General features: G+C 63.3%; 14 protein-coding genes and 3 tRNA genes. 10 read left to right on the top strand and 7 right to left on the bottom strand.

The annotated features are described in order from the left end of the window. Nucleotides 1-47: 47 nt before the first annotated feature. Complete coding sequence (locus FHR70_RS12200) at nucleotides 48-1,535, top strand: NAD(P)H-hydrate dehydratase (protein ID WP_183450538.1); 1,488 nt, start codon at nucleotides 48-50, stop codon at nucleotides 1,533-1,535. On the opposite strand, the gene FHR70_RS12195 is transcribed toward FHR70_RS12200, so the two are convergent. Next, nucleotides 1,528-2,868 (bottom strand): multicopper oxidase family protein, encoded by a 1,341-nt coding sequence (locus FHR70_RS12195; protein ID WP_183450536.1) that lies wholly within the window; start codon nucleotides 2,866-2,868, stop codon nucleotides 1,528-1,530. The two genes, FHR70_RS12200 and FHR70_RS12195, sit on opposite strands and share 8 nt — an antisense overlap. 174 nt (nucleotides 2,869-3,042) lie before the next feature. On the opposite strand from FHR70_RS12195, the gene FHR70_RS12190 reads away from it, so the two are divergent. The 7 genes from FHR70_RS12190 to FHR70_RS12160 all read left to right on the top strand — a co-directional run bounded on the left by FHR70_RS12190 (nucleotide 3,043) and on the right by FHR70_RS12160 (nucleotide 10,101). Then, a tRNA-Leu gene (locus tag FHR70_RS12190) sits at nucleotides 3,043-3,127 on the top strand. A 116-nt stretch (nucleotides 3,128-3,243) separates the two neighbouring features. Next, nucleotides 3,244-4,611 (top strand): trigger factor, encoded by a 1,368-nt coding sequence (gene tig / locus FHR70_RS12185; RefSeq protein WP_183451617.1) that lies wholly within the window; start codon nucleotides 3,244-3,246, stop codon nucleotides 4,609-4,611. Nucleotides 4,612-4,688: 77 nt separating this feature from the next. After that, on the top strand, nucleotides 4,689-5,321 hold the full coding sequence (locus tag FHR70_RS12180; protein ID WP_183450534.1) for an ATP-dependent Clp protease proteolytic subunit: 633 nt from the start codon (nucleotides 4,689-4,691) through the stop codon (nucleotides 5,319-5,321). A 225-nt stretch (nucleotides 5,322-5,546) separates the two neighbouring features. Beyond that, nucleotides 5,547-6,815 (top strand): ATP-dependent Clp protease ATP-binding subunit ClpX, encoded by a 1,269-nt coding sequence (clpX, locus tag FHR70_RS12175; protein WP_183450532.1) that lies wholly within the window; start codon nucleotides 5,547-5,549, stop codon nucleotides 6,813-6,815. A 229-nt stretch (nucleotides 6,816-7,044) separates the two neighbouring features. Next, nucleotides 7,045-9,471, top strand: coding sequence for an endopeptidase La (gene lon, locus FHR70_RS12170; RefSeq protein WP_183450530.1), 2,427 nt, complete (start codon nucleotides 7,045-7,047; stop codon nucleotides 9,469-9,471). A gap of 194 nt (nucleotides 9,472-9,665) precedes the next feature. Continuing rightward, nucleotides 9,666-9,944 carry an HU family DNA-binding protein gene (locus FHR70_RS12165; RefSeq protein ID WP_036352717.1) on the top strand — a complete coding sequence of 93 codons (279 nt, stop codon included), beginning with the start codon at nucleotides 9,666-9,668 and terminating at the stop codon, nucleotides 9,942-9,944. An 81-nt stretch (nucleotides 9,945-10,025) separates the two neighbouring features. After that, nucleotides 10,026-10,101, top strand: a tRNA-Val gene (locus tag FHR70_RS12160). A gap of 172 nt (nucleotides 10,102-10,273) precedes the next feature. Here FHR70_RS12160 and FHR70_RS12155 read toward each other — a convergent pair. The 4 genes from FHR70_RS12155 to FHR70_RS12140 form a co-directional block, all read right to left on the bottom strand. Next, entirely contained in the window at nucleotides 10,274-10,846 is a 573-nt protein-coding gene (locus FHR70_RS12155) for a DUF1003 domain-containing protein (RefSeq protein WP_183450528.1), read from the bottom strand. A gap of 239 nt (nucleotides 10,847-11,085) precedes the next feature. Beyond that, entirely contained in the window at nucleotides 11,086-11,712 is a 627-nt protein-coding gene (locus FHR70_RS12150; protein ID WP_183450526.1) for a DUF4142 domain-containing protein, read from the bottom strand. Nucleotides 11,713-11,961: 249 nt separating this feature from the next. Beyond that, nucleotides 11,962-12,039, bottom strand: a tRNA-Pro gene (locus FHR70_RS12145). 100 nt (nucleotides 12,040-12,139) lie between these two features. After that, nucleotides 12,140-12,562: a DUF2141 domain-containing protein gene (locus FHR70_RS12140; RefSeq protein WP_183450524.1), complete on the bottom strand. Its 423-nt coding sequence runs from the start codon at nucleotides 12,560-12,562 to the stop codon at nucleotides 12,140-12,142. A gap of 186 nt (nucleotides 12,563-12,748) precedes the next feature. Here FHR70_RS12140 and FHR70_RS12135 point away from each other — a divergent pair, with 186 nt between their 5' ends. Together FHR70_RS12135 and FHR70_RS12130 are read left to right on the top strand one after the other, a co-directional pair. Beyond that, complete coding sequence (locus FHR70_RS12135; RefSeq protein ID WP_183450522.1) at nucleotides 12,749-13,741, top strand: ABC transporter ATP-binding protein; 993 nt, start codon at nucleotides 12,749-12,751, stop codon at nucleotides 13,739-13,741. Next, nucleotides 13,738-14,943, top strand: coding sequence for an ABC transporter permease (locus FHR70_RS12130; RefSeq protein ID WP_183450520.1), 1,206 nt, complete (start codon nucleotides 13,738-13,740; stop codon nucleotides 14,941-14,943). Before FHR70_RS12135 ends, FHR70_RS12130 begins: the two co-directional genes overlap by 4 nt. 17 nt (nucleotides 14,944-14,960) lie before the next feature. On the opposite strand, the gene FHR70_RS12125 is transcribed toward FHR70_RS12130, so the two are convergent. Both FHR70_RS12125 and FHR70_RS12120 read right to left on the bottom strand, forming a co-directional pair. Continuing rightward, the gene (locus FHR70_RS12125; protein WP_183450518.1) at nucleotides 14,961-17,414 is read right to left on the bottom strand and encodes an AI-2E family transporter; all 2,454 of its coding nucleotides are present in this window, start codon (nucleotides 17,412-17,414) and stop codon (nucleotides 14,961-14,963) included. Between the two features lie 86 nt (nucleotides 17,415-17,500). Then, nucleotides 17,501-18,472, bottom strand: a complete 972-nt coding sequence (locus tag FHR70_RS12120) for a threonine ammonia-lyase (RefSeq protein WP_183450515.1) — start codon at nucleotides 18,470-18,472, stop codon at nucleotides 17,501-17,503. Nucleotides 18,473-18,490 lie beyond the last annotated feature (18 nt).

Raw genomic sequence — 18,490 nt, 5'->3', positions numbered from 1 at the left:
TGCGAAAAACCTCGCCAAATCCTCCAAAACGGCTCCATTTTGCTCCCATGACAGTCCCTGAACTCGTTCTGACACCCCATGAAATGAAGCAAGCCGACCGGGAGGCCATCGAAAGCGGGATTCCGGGGCTCGAACTGATGAGACGCGCCGGGCGTGCCGTAGCCGATCTTGCCGAAAAATTAGCCTCAGCGGGGGGCAAGATCGTTGTCGCGGCAGGGCCGGGGCAGAATGGCGGCGACGGCTTCGTTGCGGCGGCTCTATTGGCCGAGCGCAGCTATCAGGTGAGCCTCGGCCTCCTAGGTTCTTCCGACCGGCTGACCGGCGATGCGGCCGAAGCTGCCAAAGGCTGGATAGGTGAGGTCGGTCGAGCCGAAGATCTTCGGTTTTACGAGGCTGATATCGTCATTGACGCCCTCTTCGGTACTGGGCTGACGCGTGATCTTGAGGCGCGCGCGCGCATTGCCGTCGAGCGGATGAACGCATCCGGTCGGCCAATTCTTGCAGTGGATCTGCCCTCCGGCATCGACGGCGAAACCGGGGAGGTTCGCGGCGTGGCGGTGAAAGCCGCCCGAACCGTGACGTTCGCTGCCCGCAAGCCCTGCCATCTGCTGATGCCAGGACGGGCTTATTGCGGCCCGGTCGAGGTGGCGGATATCGGGATCAGCCGCAAGACACTGGAGGCTAGGGGCGGCGCTCTGTTCGCCAATGGCTCGGCACTCTGGACTCATGTGCTGCCAAGGCCCGGGCTCTCTTCCCACAAATATGAGCGCGGCCACACGCTGGTGGCGTCGGGTGGCGCGACACGGACGGGCGCTGCCCGGCTGGCGGCGCGGGCGGCGCTTCGGATCGGCTCCGGGCTGGTGACGGTGGCCTCGCCTCCCGAAGCGCTCGGGGTCAATGCAGCTCATCTCACGGCCATCATGCTGCGGGGCTGCGACGGACCGGAGGGTCTCAACACGATTCTGCAGGACCCGCGTTTCAATGCCCTGGTGCTGGGGCCGGCACTCGGCATCCATGCGGGGACCCGCGCGATGGTGGCCGTGGCGGTCCATGCCCGGCGCAGCCTCGTGCTGGATGCCGATGCGCTGACCTCTTTCGAGGGGCTCGCCTCCGAGCTGCATGGAGCGTTCCGCCATGCGCCGACGGTGCTCACGCCTCATGACGGCGAGTTCAGCCGACTGTTCAAAGGTCACCCGGATCTCCTTGATCCTGCATCGAAACTTGAGCGAGCGCGCCGTGCTGCCGCTTTTACGGGCGCGGTGCTCGTGATCAAGGGAGCCGATACAGTCGTCGCGGCTCCCGACGGTCGCGCGGGGATCAACGAGAACGGCACGCCTTATCTGGCCACAGCTGGTTCAGGCGACACCCTCTGCGGCCTCATTGCAGGCCTGATGGCCCAGGGCGTGCCGGCTTTCGAGGCGGCCTGCGCCGGGGTCTGGATTCACGCGGAGGCGGGGGCGAGTTTCGGGCCGGGCCTGATCGCCGAAGATCTGGCGGAGGCGGTGCCGGGGGTGCTCCGGGAACTGCTCAGGTAACTTCGATCCAGGTCCACAGGCCCGCATCGAACCGCTCCAGCACGGTCGAGGCGAGGAGCCACTTTCCGGGGTTGCCCGCCACGAATGCGATGCGGACCGTCTTGTTCTCCGCCACCTGGACCGTATCCAGCCAATAGGGCTCCCATCCGTCGTCGAGGGCATGAAGGAGCCGGAAGCTGTGCCCGTGCAGGTGCAGGGGCTGCATGAAGGCAGTCTGGTTGGTCAGCGTCAGCACCACGGGGCTGCCACGCTTCACCTTTACGAGTGGGGCGCCGTTCGGCCTTCCCGGGGCTTCGTTGATGGTCCATGGAGCGTTCGGTGCTTTGGGATCGCCTTTGATCACCACATCCTTGCGGGTGGCGTTCTGAAGCTTGATCGTGTCCGGCAGCTTCGTGTTCGCCGGCAGCGGAGCAATGGCAGGCAGGGCCGGTCGCTTCTCGCCGGCGGTGACGATGTCGAGAAGGGGCAGGCCGTCGCCGATCAGCGCCATCACGGCGCCGGTTGCTCCAGCCTCGGGGGCAAGGTCCACGAGAAGGTCGTAGCGGCTGCCAGGCGCGAAGGGCAGGGAGGCCCTCAGCGGCTCGAAGGTGCTGGTCGGCTGCCCGTCGATGGCGATCACGTAGGCCTTCAGGCCATCGAACCGCAGGCGTATGGCCCGGGCATTGCAGGCATTGGCCAGCCGCAGCCGCAAGCGCCCGCCGGAAGGGGCTTCGATCTTCTGTGGCGTCGGCTGGCCGTTCAGGCTGAGCCAGCTTCCGAGGCGGCCGGCGGGGGCAGCGCCCGACAGTTCTTCGAAAGGCGCAAGCGAGCCGTCGTCGTTCAGGCTCCAGTCGTCGACGAGCAGGGCGAGATCCTGGTCGACCTGCGGAGGGCTGGCCTCCTCCACGATCAGGAGGCCTGAGAGGCCACGCTCCTGGGGCTCGGCGCTGCCGCCGAGCACGCAGGGCCGGATCAGGAAGGTGCCGGCGTCTGGCGGGGTGAAGCGGTAGTCATAGGATTGACCCGGCGCCACCGGCTCCTGAGTCAGGCCGCCGACTCCATCCATGGCGTTTGGGCTGCGAACTCCATGGAAGTGGAGGGACAAGGGCAGGACGGTGTCGTTCCTGAGCCTCAGGCGCAACTCGGCGCCTGGCCGGATCCTCACGACGGGAGCGAGGGAGTCGTTGAAGGTCCAAGCCTCGACCTCACCCCCAGCATCCGGGCGGAGCCGCAGCTTGCTTGGCGCTGCCGTGAACTCCTGGACGGAGAGGCCTGCCTCCTGAGCCCAGCCCGCGCGGGAAAGGCCGATCAGGGAAGTGGCGAGACCGGCGGTGGCGGCGCGGCGGGTGATCATGCGGAGGAGCTTTCTCTCGGCTCGGAGGCTGGTCGAAGAGGTACAGCGTTGAACGTGAACGGCCAAGTTTGGTTGCCAATTGGCCGCACACGAACTTTTTTGATGCACGCTTTCTCAACCATGCTATAGAGCCGCGTCCCGGAAGAGGGGCGCGTTCGCGCGCGCTGCTCCCGCGCGGGCGTGGCGGAATTGGTAGACGCACTGGATTTAGGTTCCAGCGACGCAAGTTGTGGGGGTTCGAGTCCCTCCGCCCGCACCAATCCCGTCAGGGTTGGATCCGGAGGCTCCGAGCAGCCTGGTTGACGGCGTGACCGCCGCATCGGCCGGAGCCGGGATTTGAGATTCATATTCGAGTGGATGAAGGCGAATAATACCATGCAGGTGACGGAAACACTGTCCCAAGGCTTGAAGCGAGAGTTCAAGGTCGTGCTCCCGGCCACCGAGTTGGAAGAGCGCCTGAACAGCGAATTGTCGACCCTGAAGGACCGGGTTCGGCTAAACGGTTTCCGTCCCGGCAAGGTGCCGGTGGGTCACCTCCGCAAGGTCTATGGCCGTTCCGTCATGGCCGACGTCCTGCAGAACGCCGTCAACGAGGCGAACCGCAAGATCGTCGAGGACAACAGCCTGAAGCTCGCCAATGAGCCCCAGGTCCAGTTCCCCGAGAGCCAGGAAGAGGTCGAGAAGGCCATGGACGCCAAGGGCGATCTGGCCTTCACGGTCGCCCTCGAGGTGCTGCCGGAGTTCGAGCTGGCCGACCTGTCGGACGTGGCCGTCACCAAGCCGGTCGCTGAGGTCTCCGACGCCGAGATCAACGAATCGCTCGAGCGCATGGCCAAGCAGAACCGCTCCTTCGCGACGAAGGACGGTGAGGCCGTCTCCGGCGACCGCGTGGTCGTGGACTTCGTGGGCCGCATGGACGGCACCGAGTTCGAGGGCGGCAACGGCCAGGACATCCGGGTCGAGCTCGGCTCCAACACCTTCATCCCGGGCTTCGAGGACCAGCTTCTCGGCCTCAAGGCCGGCGACACCAAGCTCGTCAAGGTCACCTTCCCGGTGAACTACATGGCCGCTCACCTGGCCGGCAAGGATGCCGAGTTCGACGTGACCGTGAAGGAAGTCGAGGCTCCCGGCGAGCTGACGATCGACGACGAGATGGCCAAGGGCTTCGGCATGGAGTCCCTGGACAAGCTCAAGGACGCGATCCGCGACGCTATCCGCAAGGATTTCGACAGCCAGTCCCGCCGCAAGGTCAAGAAGGACCTTCTCGACGCCCTGGACGCCAAGTACAGCTTCGAACTGCCGCCGACCCTGGTCGAGCAGGAGTTCGCCGCCGTGTGGTCGCAGGTCATGGGCGACATGAAGTCGAACAACCGCACCTTTGAGGATGAGGAAACCACCGAGGACGAGGCCAAGGCCGAGTACCGCAAGATCGCCGAGCGCCGCGTGCGTCTCGGGTTGGTCCTTGCACAGATCGGTGAGAAGTCCGATATCAAGATCTCCGACGATGAGGTGACTCAGGCCCTCATCGAGCGGGTCCGCCAGTACCCCGGCCAGGAGCGCCAGGTTTGGGAGTTCTACCAAAAGAACCCGCAGGCCCTAGCTGAAATCCGGGCTCCTCTGTTCGAAGAGAAAGTCGTCGACCAGATCCTGTCCCAGGTGAAGGTGAACGAAGAGACCGTCTCCAAGGACACGCTCTTCAGCGACGAGGAAGAGGGCGGAGAGAAATCCGGCAAGGGCGAGTAACGCTCCCTTAAGCGTCTCGTTGCTTGCATGACATGCACGGCCGCGGATTCGCGCGGCCGAACTGGAGCAGTGAGACAATGAGAGATCCGGTCGCCCTCTTTAACAATACGCTCGTCCCGATGGTGGTTGAGCAGTCGAACCGCGGCGAGCGTGCGTTCGACATCTATTCGCGCCTCCTGCGCGAACGGATTATCTTCCTCACGGGTCCTGTCGAAGACTACTCGGCCTCGCTTATCGTGGCGCAGCTTCTGTTCCTCGAGGCCGAGAACCCGAAGAAGGAAATCTCCTTCTACATCAATTCGCCCGGTGGCGTGGTGACCTCGGGCCTGTCGATCTACGACACGATGCAGTTCATCCGCTGCCCGGTTTCGACCCTGTGCGTCGGCCAGGCGGCCTCCATGGGCTCCCTCCTGCTGACCGCCGGCGAGAAGGGAATGCGTTTCGCCCTCCCGAACGCCCGCATCATGGTTCACCAGCCCTCCGGCGGCTATCAGGGCCAAGTCACCGACATCATGATCCATGCCCGCGAGAGCGAGGCCCTCAAGCGTCGCCTGAACGAGATCTATGTCGGCCATACCGGCCGGAACTACGAAGAGATCGAGCGGGCCCTGGAGCGCGACAACTTCATGACCGCTGAGGCTGCCCGGGAGTTCGGCCTGATCGACCAGGTGATCGAGAAGCGTCCTGAGCCGGCTGCCACTCCGGCCTAACCCTTAAAACCTGGGGACAAATTCCTCCGGGGTGCGTCTTTTTGGCGGGCAATTCCGTTTCTATTGATCCCGTGCTCTGCGCGTGATTGCATGTGGATTCGGAATACGAGGCGATTTGATCGTTCAATTCTTAGCGACGGAACCTTTCGTTAGGCCCGTCGCTCATAAACTTAGAAGAAGTGCCGGGCCGGACAGGCCGTCCCGGTGCGGATTGGAGATGTGATAATGACCAAGGCTGGCGGCAACGACTCCAAGAGCACGCTGTACTGCTCCTTTTGCGGCAAGAGCCAGCACGAGGTTCGCAAGCTGATCGCTGGCCCGACGGTTTTCATCTGCGATGAATGCGTCGAGCTCTGCATGGACATCATCCGCGAGGAGTCGAAATCGTCCCTCGTGAAGTCCCGCGATGGGGTTCCGACCCCGAAGGAAATCAGCCGCGTTCTGGATGACTACGTGATCGGCCAGGAGCACGCCAAGAAGGTGCTCTCGGTGGCGGTCCACAACCATTACAAGCGCCTGGCCCACGCGACGAAGCACAACGACGTCGAACTGGCCAAGTCGAACATCCTGCTGATCGGTCCCACCGGCTCGGGCAAGACCCTGCTGGCCCAGACCCTGGCCCGGATCCTGGACGTGCCGTTCACCATGGCGGACGCCACGACCCTGACCGAGGCCGGTTATGTCGGCGAGGACGTGGAAAACATCATCCTGAAGCTGCTCCAGGCCTCCGACTACAATGTCGAGCGGGCGCAGCGCGGAATCGTCTATATCGACGAGATCGACAAGATCTCCCGCAAGTCGGACAATCCCTCGATCACCCGCGACGTCTCGGGCGAGGGCGTGCAGCAGGCGCTCCTGAAGATCATGGAGGGCACCGTCGCCTCCGTGCCTCCCCAGGGCGGCCGCAAGCATCCGCAGCAGGAGTTCCTGCAGGTCGACACCACGAACATCCTGTTCATCTGCGGCGGCGCTTTCGCAGGCCTCGAGCGGATCATCGCAGGCCGTGGCAAGGGCACCTCCATCGGCTTCGGCGCCTCCGTCAGCTCGCCTGACGACCGCCGGACGGGCGAGATCTTCCGCGAGGTCGAGCCCGAGGATCTGCTGAAGTTCGGCCTGATTCCCGAGTTCGTCGGCCGTCTGCCGGTTCTGGCGACCTTGGAAGATCTCGACGTCGACGCCCTGAAGACCATTCTGCAGGAGCCGAAGAACGCCCTGGTCAAGCAGTACCAGCGCCTCTTCGAGATGGAGAATGTTCAGCTGACGTTCCAGGACGAGGCCCTGACCCTCATCGCCAAGAAGGCAATCGAGCGGAAGACAGGCGCCCGCGGCCTGCGTTCCATCATGGAAGGCATCCTGCTGGAGACCATGTACGACCTGCCGGGCCTCGATTCCGTCGAGCAGGTGGTGATCGGGCCCGAGGTGGTGGAGGGCAAGGCCAAGCCGCTCTTCATCCACGGCGAGCGCAACGATCAGGCCGCCAGCGCCAGCGCCTAAAGTCGGCACGGGGGCTCCCCATGAACCGATCCGTTGCGGGCGATCTTCTTGAAAGGGAGCGTCCGCAACGCCACATTATCTCTTGCGCCGGAGCTGTCCGCTCATCACCCGAGGGAGGGACCGGCGTACCGGATGCAGCCCATAATAAGAGCCTGAGCATTCCGGTTATCCGTCTGAGGTCCAGCTCATGTGAGGGGATCCCCGGACGCAGTGAAAAGGAAGTCATCTCATGACACAATCGAAGCCACGTCAGCCTGTTGTTCCAGGCTCGACCGGAACCTATGCGGTTCTGCCTCTGCGCGACATTGTTGTCTTTCCGCACATGATCGTGCCGCTCTTTGTCGGCCGCGAAAAGTCGATCCGCGCGCTTGAGGAGGTGGTCAAGGGGGACCGTCATATCCTTCTGGCAACCCAGATCGATGCGACGGATGATGATCCGGCAACGGATGCGATCTACAAGGTTGGTACCCTGGCCAACGTGCTTCAGCTCCTGAAGCTGCCCGACGGCACCGTGAAGGTCCTGGTTGAGGGCGCGAGCCGGGCCCAGGTGAAGGCCTATACCCGTACCGACGAATATTACGAGGCTGAGGCCGAGGCCCTGCCGGACTCGCTCGGCGACCAAGTGGAGGCCGAGGCGCTCGCCCGCTCCGTGGTGTCCGAGTTCGAGAACTACGTGAAGCTCAACAAGAAGGTGTCGCCCGAGGTCGTAACCGCGGTGACCCAGATCGACGAGCCGGCCAAGCTCGCCGACACAATCGCTTCGCACCTGGCCATTAAGATCGCCGACAAGCAGGCGATTCTTGAGACCCCGACCGTCGCCCAGCGCCTGGAGAAGGTGCTCGGCATGATGGAGAGCGAGATTTCGGTTCTCCAGGTCGAGAAGCGGATCCGCACCCGCGTGAAGCGTCAGATGGAGAAGACGCAGCGCGAGTATTACCTCAACGAGCAGATGAAGGCGATCCAGAAGGAGCTCGGCGACGACGAAGGTCGCGACGAGCTGGCCGAGCTCGAAGAGAAGATCGAGAAGACCAAGTTCACGAAGGAAGCCCGCGAGAAGGCGATGGGCGAGCTCAAGAAGCTCCGCCAGATGTCGCCCATGTCGGCGGAGGCGACCGTGGTGCGCAACTATCTCGACTGGCTGCTCGGGATCCCGTGGAACCGCCGCTCGAAGATGAAGAAGGACCTGAAGGCCGCGCAGGATCTGCTCGATGCGGATCACTACGGTCTCGAGAAGGTCAAGGAGCGCATCGTCGAGTACTTGGCCGTGCAGCAGCGCGCCAACAAGCTCACGGGCCCGATCCTCTGCCTCGTCGGCCCTCCCGGCGTGGGCAAGACCTCGCTCGGCAAGTCGATCGCCAAGGCCACTGGCCGCGAGTTCGTCCGCATGTCGCTCGGTGGCGTCCGTGACGAGTCGGAGATCCGCGGTCACCGCCGGACCTATATCGGCTCGATGCCAGGCAAGATCATCCAGTCGATGCGCAAGGCCAAGACGTCCAACCCGCTCATCCTGCTCGACGAGATCGACAAGATGGGCATGGATTTCCGCGGCGATCCGTCGGCGGCCCTGCTCGAGGTTCTCGACCCTGAGCAGAACTCGACCTTCAACGACCATTACCTGGAGGTCGATTACGACCTGTCCAACGTGATGTTCGTGACGACGGCCAATACGCTCAACATTCCCGGCCCGCTTCTCGACCGTATGGAAGTGATCCGCATCGCGGGTTACACCGAGGAAGAGAAGGCCGAGATCGCCCGCACGCACCTGATCCCGTCCTCCATGCAGAAGCATGGCCTGGCGGAGAAGGAGTGGAAGATCGGCGATGAGGCTCTCCTCATGCTGATCCGCCGCTACACCCGCGAGGCGGGCGTGCGTAACCTCGAGCGCGAGCTGGCCAACCTCATCCGCAAGGCCGTAAAGGAGATCCTGATCTCCAAGGTCAAGGCGGTGGAGGTCACGACCGCCAACCTGCCGGAGTTCCTTGGACCCCCGCGCTATCGCTACGGCGAGGCCGAGACGGAGGACATGGTCGGCGCGGTCACGGGTCTGGCCTGGACCGAGGTGGGCGGCGAGCTGCTGACCATCGAAGGCATCATGATGCCGGGCAAGGGCAAGATGACCGTCACGGGCAACCTGCGTGACGTCATGAAGGAATCGATCTCGGCTGCGGCGTCCTATGTCCGCTCCCGGGCCGTCGATTTCGGCGTCGAGCCGCCCATGTTCGACCGCCGCGACATCCACGTGCACGTGCCGGAAGGCGCAACGCCCAAGGACGGTCCGTCGGCCGGCATCGCCATGGCGACCGCCATCGTGTCCGTCATCACCGGCATCCCGGTTCGCCGCGATATCGCCATGACGGGTGAGGTGACGCTGCGGGGCAGGGTGCTGCCCATCGGCGGCCTCAAGGAGAAGCTCCTGGCGGCTCTTCGCGGCGGCATCAAGAAGGTCTTGATTCCCGAGGAGAATGCCAAGGACTTGGCCGACATCCCGGCGAGCGTGAAGAACGGCCTGGAAATCGTGCCGGTCTCCATGATGGACCAGGTTCTCCAGCATGCCCTCGTGCGCGTGCCCGAGCCGATCGAGTGGGACGAGGCTTCCGTTCTGAAGGGCCCGAAGCCTGCCGTCGAGGACGACTCGACCGGGGTCGTGGCTCACTGAAGCCCTGCCTGACGTAACGACAGAGGCCTCCGGACGCGAGTTCGGGGGCCTCTTTTTTGATGAAAAGTGCTAAAAACCGGCTGATTTCAGCCACTTCAGGGTTGCTTAAGGACAAGCTTTGCGCCAAACGGATGATCCCTGAAACGGTGGACCATTTCCTTTTGCGGCTGCCGTGATCACTGGAGGATAAGACTATGAATAAAGGCGAGCTCGTTGCGGCCGTCGCCGACAAGGTGGGCCTTTCGCGTGGCCAGGCTGGTGATGCGATCGACGCCGCCATCGAGGCGATCACCGGCGCTCTGAAGCAGGGCGACGAGGTGAAGATCGTCGGTTTCGGCACGTTCGTGGTGACCAACCGCGCAGCCGGCGAGGCGCGTAACCCGCGTACCGGCGAAAAGGTCAAGGTTCCCGCTTCCAAGACCCCCAAGTTCCGTGCAGGCGCAGGCCTGAAGGATGCTGTCAACGCGAAGTAATCGCTTTTTGACAGCGTTTGGTTGCAATGAGGGCCAACGGCGCTTGCGTTGTTGGCCTTCTGTTTTTATGTCAGGCCTGTCGGGCGGTTAGCTCAGCTGGTAGAGCATCGGTTTTACACACCGCAGGTCGGGGGTTCGATCCCCTCACCGCCCACCATTTCTCCACGACAGCCTGATCTTCTTGAGGCAGCTCCGCTCGATCACCGGGCCAAAAGTGGACTTGCACTTTTGGGACCGTACGATGCTGCAATTCTTAGCTGGCGCATTGTTGAGCGCGGACTCGAAGGGCTGCGTTAGCGAAAACGGGATCCACTCTTCCGCACGATGCACTAGGGCTGGCCCTCGTCTTCAGTCAGTCGATCCAGCACCTTCTCCGGCGCAACGTGCCGCTCCAGCTCCTCAAGAGTCGGGTCGTTTGCTTCCCGCACATCCAAACGCTCGGCGATAGCCCGGGTGAGGGTCAGCAGCCGCGTAATCTCGTGCTCCGAAAGCAGATTGGTCTGGAGATCGAGTTCTGCTCTCCGATCTGCTTCCGCTGACGCCCGGTTCTGGCTGATCAGCACGAAGGTCGACAGGAAGATAGCCTCTACAGAGGCAAAGGTTGCAAGGATCACGAAAGTCGGGTCGAAGGCCGGGACACCTGGAATTACCCCCAGATTAACGGCAACCCAGCCTCCCACGAGAACGAGGTGGACGTAGACGAAGACCATGCTCCCGGTGAATCGGGTCATGCCCTGGGCGATGCGGTCCTGGAAGCTGGCCTTTTTCTCCTCCTCCTGCCGCTTGCGCCGGAGGGCGTCGATGTTCCGCTCAAGAACCGACGTGAAGCCGGGCGGATGGGGTGCAGGTGTGCTCGGACTGGTTTTGGCCGCTCCTTCTCGCTGATTCAGGATGCTCTGCATGCCATCACGTCCTTATGTTACGCCGCGGCGAACAGCATGGAGAACGGCTTGTACTCTGAAGAAGTTCACGGGCGACGGAGCCGGGCGGCTCTGTCAGGTGATGAGGTGGAACGCCGCACCCGGCTCATGAAACAATCGGGTTTCATCGTGGTTTGGACAGGATCCCTCCAAGGATTGCTCCTGAGACTCAAACCCGCTCCAGCCTTCACTGGAGCGGGCTTTTTCTGCTGTCCGGCGCTTTAGCGCATGGTCTTCTGCATGCCTTCGAGCATGGCAATGTGCTCGCGGATGTGGCCACGGGCCATCTTGGCGACGTTCATATGTTCGCGGTTCTGCGGATTCGACTGCAGGTAACGCTCCTGGACCTGCAGGAGGTCACGATGACCCTGGAGCTGGGCTTCCAGATACATCTTGTCGAATTCGGCGCCAGCCTGCTGGTTCTGCATCTTCTGCATCATGTCCTGAGCCTTGGCGTCCATCTGCATGGCCGGCATGCTCATGCTTGAGGACTGGCTGCCGCTGGCAGTGGAGCCTGTCGACGCAGTGGCGGCCGGCTCCATCATGGAGCGCAGAACCTCCGAAAGCGTGGTCTGCTCCTGCACCTCGAAATTGGCGAACCGCTTGAGGTCGTCGTTGCGGACCTTGTTCATCGCCATGCGGCTCGATTCCAATGCCACCATGCCGAGCTGCATCGTCTGCTGCATATGCTGCAGATCCGTTTGGCTCATCTGTCCGCCCATGCGGTTTATGGGCATACTGCCCGATGAGCCTGATTGCATGGTGGAAGACGAGCCGCTCGTCTGGGCGAGGGCAGGGACAATGACAAGCGCGGCAGCCAAGCCGCCGAGGAGGGCGCGACGATCCATAAGGTATCTCCAGCTGATACATCCCGGCTCGGCCGCGACACGCTCGGGAAGCGCTCGACTCTGGGCCGCCGTTGCGATGCGAACGCCACGGGAGAAGCTTTGTTTCAGCTCGGCTGAAGAGGAATCAATGGCTTGTGAAGTGCGGCAGGAGGATCAAACGAAAGCCGAATGCAAGAGAGACCGGCGCCAGGTGCAGCGGCATCCCTTGAGCTGCTCGTGGGGCTCTGTTCCAACGATCTTTGAAGAAAATGGTCGGAGCGAGAGGATTTGAACCTCCGACCCCTAGTCCCCCAGACTAGTGCGCTAACCGGGCTGCGCTACGCTCCGACGCCTTGAACGGCCTGTTTCAATTAGCTCCGGCGCTGGCGCTGTGCAACCCCTGAAATTCACTTTGGTGAGGCCCTGACGAACCGCGACGAGGAAATCCCTATCGCGCCAGTGGCGAGCGGGCGATCCGGACCCGCGTGAGGGTGGGGCCCGAGACCGCGATACGTGCAGCCTCGAACGAAGGCGGGGCGGTTCGGCCCGTGCCGTTGCTGAATCCGTAGGGCTCTAGGGGAAGGCCTCTCTGGTCGCGGTCGAGGTTGCTGTTGCCGTTCGTATCCTGAAAGACGGCGACGGCGTAGGATCCGTCCGGGACATCCGGGAACAGAACCTGGAATTCTGCCGCCGGAGGCTGCACATTCTGGCTGTACCGGCAGGAGCCGAAATCCAGGGAGCCGGAGCAGATGCCGACCAGAACTGGTCCCTGGCCCGGAGCGGCACCCTCTACCCGGACGGTCAGCGGAGCTGCCTCCAGGCTGCTTGCGAGCATGAGAAGAGCGGTGATTCCGATTGTGAATCGAAGCATGGACGGTGCCCCTCGTTGAGTCGTGGCGGCGGAAATGGTTGGCCAGGACAAACTTGGCGCTTTGCTTCGGTAATGCGAGAGCCTCCGGGACGTCCGGCGATCACATGAATGCGTGCTCTTCCCGAAATCGGAATCGGAGCTAAATTCCTGACGTGAGGCAGCCTGCCCACATTCACTGCCCTTGTCATGGAGGCATCCATCCCGGCGCGTCAGACCCTGTCGACCATCCAAGCGCCGACACCCGCGATAGAAGGGACGCCGATCGCGGACTTGGACGGGGTTCATGTTCGCTTAGGCACGCGCGAGGTTCTAAGGGGCTTGAACCTCTCCCTGCACCAGGGTGAGATCTTCGCCCTGCTCGGACGCAACGGGACCGGCAAAACGACGCTCATGCGTCTCCTGACAGGCCAGCTCCGGCCCACATCCGGCAATGTGCGGGTGTTCGGGGGCGACCCAGGTCGCGATGCTGCGACTCGGCGGATGATGAGCCTGGTTCCGCAGGACATCGCCCTTTATCCGCGCCTGACTGTCCGGGAGAACCTCGAAATCATGGCCGGCATGGCGGGGCTGTCGAAACGCGAAACACCCCTGCGCGTCGAGGAAGTCCTGGCGCTGGTGCAGGTGGAGGACCGTCAGGGGGATCTGATCGATCATCTGTCCGGGGGGTACAAGCGCCGGGCCAACATTGCCGCCGCCCTTCTGACGCGCCCTAAGCTCCTGCTGCTGGATGAACCCACCGTGGGAGTCGATGTCGAAGCCCGGCTGTCGCTGCTCCGGACGCTCCGGCGCCTGCGGGATGGCGGCACCTCGATCCTGCTCACAACCCACGATCTCGACGAAGCCAGGTCCCAGGCCGACCGCGTCGGCATTCTGGCATTTGGCCAGATGGTCGAGGAGGGGCCTGTCGCGGATATTCTCCGCCGCATGTTCGGAGACAGCCGCGAGGTCGTGGTGACCTTGACCCGGGAGCCGGGAGACAGCGTGAAGAGCTCCCTTGGCCGTTTGGGTCTCGCGCCGACGGCCAACCCGCTCGAATGGACCTCCTGGTCGACAGGCGTTGAGGGTTTCGCGTCGCTGCCGGCTTCGCTCCGGCGGCATGGCATCGACCTGCACGAGATTCGTGTGCGCGAGCCGGGGCTCGAGCATGTGCTGGCTCATGTGGAGGGAGGGCAGCCATGATCTTCCCGGCCGCCCGCGTCATGTTCCTGACCCTGCTCAGGGATCGAGGTGCGCTGGCCATGGCATTCGTGCTGCCGCCGCTCATCTTCGTCATCTTCGCGGCGATCTTCTCATCCGCCGGGGGCGATCAGCTCCGGCTCCACGTTGGCATCGCCGATCTGGCGCGAACTGCCACGACCACGCGGCTCGTCCAGGTTCTTCGGCAGGAACCCACGTTACGGGTCACTTATAGCGACGATGCATCGGCCGAGGATGTGCGTGGCCTGGTCAAGGATGGTGCAGTCGACCTGGGGCTCATCCTTCGAAGCGATCTGAATGAACGCAGTGCCGGCGCTCCGGTGCTCCTCGTCACCCACGAGGCGAGGGCAATTGCCGGTGCCATCATGGCAGGGCATCTGCAGCGGCTTCTTGCGGTCCACATGCCGGACGTCGCCTTCGCCCAGGTGCTGGCCGACCTGGAGGCCATTGGCGGGATTACGTCCGAGCAGAGGATCTGGATCGACGAGACGTTCAAGGAGAAGGCGCACGAGACCCGCGATGATCCGCGCATGCGGGATGCCGGACTGGTGGCCAGCGAATCCGCCCTGCCGCAGACCGCCGGGTGGGCGGTGTCCTACTATGCCGGCGCGGTCGCGGTGATGTTCCTGTTGCTGGCGGCCGTTCAGGGTGCCGTCGGGCTCATCGAGGAGCGGCGTCTCGGCGTCTATGACCGCCTGCTGGCAGGCCCGCATGCCATCGCGATGATCATCTTGGGCAAGTTCCTGTTCCTCGTGGCCCAGGGGAGCGTGCAGGCGGCACTCGTCTTTGCCGCGGCCTATCTTCTTTATGGGGTGGATTTCATCGCGTCCTTCGGGCCGTGGATCACCACGACCCTCGCTGTCGCGGCGGCAGCATCCGGCCTTGCGCTGAGTCTGTGCGTGGTCTGCTCCTCCCGTCAGCAGGCCCAGGTTCTGTCCACCTTTGTGGTCCTCATCCTGTCGGCTGCCGGCGGCAGCATGGTCCCGCGCTTCTTCCTGCCGCCCTGGCTGCAAGAGGCCGGATGGTGGACCCCGAACGCCTGGTCGATCCAGGCCTATTCCTCGGCACTGACACCTGGATCGTCCGTCACGTCGCTATGGATGGCCTGGGCGATCCTGATTGCCATGGCGGCTGGAGCACTGCTTTTCAGCTTACTGATCTCGCTTCGCCGACGCTCGATCTGACCGTTCAGATCCTCAGCTCAGGAGGTCACATCCTGCTTCTGTCTCGGACCTGACAGGAGGGTTGGATCGCTCTCGGCCTCATGCTTTTCGGAGTTGCGTTCGAGTTCAGCCATCAGATCGTCGGCCATGCTCTGAAGCCTGACACGCTCTTCTTTGGAAAATTCGCGCGGTTCCATGTCGATCACGCACAAGGAACCCAGAACCAGGCCAGCGGATGTGCGCAGAGGCGCACCAGCGTAGAAGCGAATGCCCTTTTCGAGCACAAGTGGGTTGTCGGTGAACCGTGGATCCTTGGTCACGTCCTCGGACACGACCACCTCGTCGGAGGCCACCACGTGGCCGCAGACCGACTCCTCGCGTGGGATTTGGCGGCTTGTATTGAGATCCGGCGCCAGACCCTGCGCTCCCGGCATGAGCTGCTGCTCGTCCGTGATCATCGACACGAGTGCGATGGGAGCGCCGAACGCTTCGGCAACCCGTTTGGCGACGTTATCGAAAGAGCGATGATGCCCGCCGGAAAGTCCCAAGTGCTGCATGGCGGCGATCCGCTCTTGCTCGTTGTCGATGATTGCAGGCGTTTGGCTTCCACGTGCATCTGAAGCGGCATCCTGGTGTGCAAGCCACGCGTTGATCTGGTTCATGCAGACATCAAGCGAAAGTGTGGCTGCATCGGCGGACATTTGCCGGGCCATATCCTCCGTGTGGGTTCCCTGCGGCGGAGCATTCCAGCAGCAGACCATGAGCTTCACATGGGGCGCCCGACGGCGAAGGCGACGGCAGATATAGCGGGCGAAGACCTGCGGCTGCGAGTGAAGATAGGACAGGCAAACCACCTCGACCCCGGTGAGATCGAGCTGCGCCAGAGCACCCTCGCTGATCGCAATCGGAGGCAGGACCCTTGCGCCCGTTCCGTTCTCCTCAAGCACCTGAGCGAGCATTTCGGCCGCGGCCCGATCAAGTTCCGTCCGTCCTGCAATGCACAGAACGGGCTTCTCCGATGTGGGAGTGGCGGCTTTCTGCTCTCCGGAAGCGTTCTTGTTCTCCGATGAGGACGCTTTCTCCCGGACGTGGTCTTCAATCTCCCTCACCACGCAGATGGCGGTGTTCGCGACAAGGCGCCTGTAGTTGGTGTCGGTGGTGCTGCGCTGACGGTCGTTCTCGGCCAGACGAAGGGCGGGAACTCCTACATGGTCGTAGAATTCGCGGGAGGAGTTCTCATCCACATAATCCTCGGCAATCTCGACGGCTTCCTCCAGGTTTCCAGCGAGAAGGCGCTGGTACAGACGTTCCTCGGGAGCAAGAACCGGGTCGCTGCCGAGGAGGACGCCGAGGAACTCCAGTTGCGGCACATAGCGGCCGATCACCACGAGACAGACTGTCAGGGGTGTGGCGAGGAAAAGCCCTACCGGTCCCCATAGGGTGGTCCAGAAGATTGCCGCCATGATGATGGCAAGCGACGACAGGCCCGTGCTGGAGCCATAGAGCCAGGGCTCGATCACGTTGTTGCTGATGAGCTCTGCGAGGAGAAACAGCCCTACGACCCAAAGCAGCATCGACCAGCCGGGATCGACCGCGAAGGCGAGGGCGATCGGAAAACTGGCGGCCAGGAACGGGCCGAGATAGGGGACGAAGCGAAGCACCGCCGCCAGCAATCCCCAGAGCACGGCATTGGGAACGCCGATGAAGTAGAGCGCAATGCCGATGGGGATTCCGTAAGTCAGGTTGACCACGAGCTGCATCAGCAGGTATCGGCTGACCCGGGCGGCCGCATCGTTGAGAGCCTGCGTGGTCTTCTGAAGATCGCCGGCGCCGGCAAGCTTGATGAAGCGGTCGCGCAGATCCTCCTGCTCGAGCAGGATGAAAATAACGAAGATGACGATAAGACCGGCCGTAGCCAGCGGGGCGAGGAGCGGCCCGGCGATGGTCTGGATGATCTCCAGCGGCTGGGATTGAGGGCGCTCGAGTCGTACGGTGACGGGCTCCTGCCGGGTAGGGGAAGTCCCAAGCGAAGTGCCAGCCTGCTCGGCGGCTTTCTCGGTGGGCTTATCCGGCCCCGAGATTTCCTTGCTCAGATCCTGAATGGTCGTCGTGACCTTGTCCACGACACCCCCGCCCGGAGCGGAGGTTTGCAAAGCGCGGATCTTCTCCGTGATGGTCGTCTGGTAGCTCGGGAGGTTGTTGGCGAGTTGCACAAGCTGGCGGCCGACCACATAGGTGAGGCCTCCGATCAGGATGAAGGCCAGCGTCACGGCGATCAGCGCGGCAGCTACCCTCGGGAGCTTCAACCGCCGGAGCCAGTTGACAAGGGGAGTCAGGGCGAAGCTGAGGAGAATACCGACCGCGAACGGAATGAAGATGTCACGGCCGAAATAAAGCCCGCCGATCGCCAGAACGATGCCGCCTGCCGTAAAGAGCGACGAGCCTGCGGGCGGTGGAGCCGGCTGAGGGGCAGGGAGAGCCGGATCAACCATGCGCGGGTACTTTCCAGTTGAGCTGTCCTGCTGACAACTCGGCAGCACCTCGTTGGATCCGGCTTTCTCAGGCTGTCTTGGAGAGGTCAGGCTCCCTTCGACGCCTGACGCCACGCGTCAAGATCGTCCAAAGACAGGTTCGAGCCGCAGAGGACGAGGCCGATCACGCTGTCGTCCGGCAGCGACGGAGCGATGGTTTCAGCCGCCGTCAGCACGCAGGCGGCGGCCGGTTCGCAGAGGAGCTTTTCCTTCTGCAGGAGCCAGCTCACATCGGCGATCACCGGCTCGTCCTCTACGAGGAGGATTTCCTTCAGGAAGAGCTTGGCGCCCGCAACCGTCCTGTGGGTCGCAAACGGCGCGCCGAGGGTTCTGGCGATGGAAGTCGGGCGGATCGTGACCGGCTCACCGGCTTTGAGCGCTTCCGTCATGGTCGGTGCGCCGACTGTCTCGACGCCGTAGACCGTCAGGCCGGGGCGCCTCGCCTTGAGGGCCGCCGCGACGCCGGACATGAACCCCCCACCGCCAATGGAAACGAAGACATGGGTGAGGTCGGGGATATCCTCCAGGAACTCGAGTCCGAGGGTGCCGTGGCCTGCAATGATCGCCGGATCGTCGTAGGGGTGAACGAAAAGCCGGCCTTGGCGCTGGTATTCCTCCGCCTTGGCAAAGGCCTCGGAAGCATCGTCGCAGAGCTCGATGCGGGCACCGTATTTCGTCGCGAGGTCGACGTTGAAGCGGGAGGTGACCTTCGGCATCAGTACGAGGGCGTCGAGGCCGAGGGTCCCGGCGACACGTGCGACCGCGATGGCGTGGTTGCCGCCCGACACCGTCACCAGTCCGCGACGGCGCTCCTCCTCGCTCAAGGTCAGCACCTTGTTGAAGACGCCGCGCACCTTGAACGAGCCTGCAAGCTGCAGTGCTTCCATCTTCAGTGCCGCGCGCCGACCGAGCCGCGACGAAACCTCGGGGCTGACGAAAGCCGGGGTGCGCCGGACGCGCCCCGCGATGCGGCTGCGGGCGGCTTCGATATCGGCAAGCGTGACGTCAAAGGTGGTCATCGTGTCTCCGTCGAGGCG

Origin of the sequence: Microvirga lupini, from assembly GCF_014191055.1 — a bacterium.
In the GTDB taxonomy this organism is placed as follows: domain Bacteria; phylum Pseudomonadota; class Alphaproteobacteria; order Rhizobiales; family Beijerinckiaceae; genus Microvirga; species Microvirga lupini_A.
This window is presented reverse-complemented; position numbering and strand designations above follow the sequence as displayed.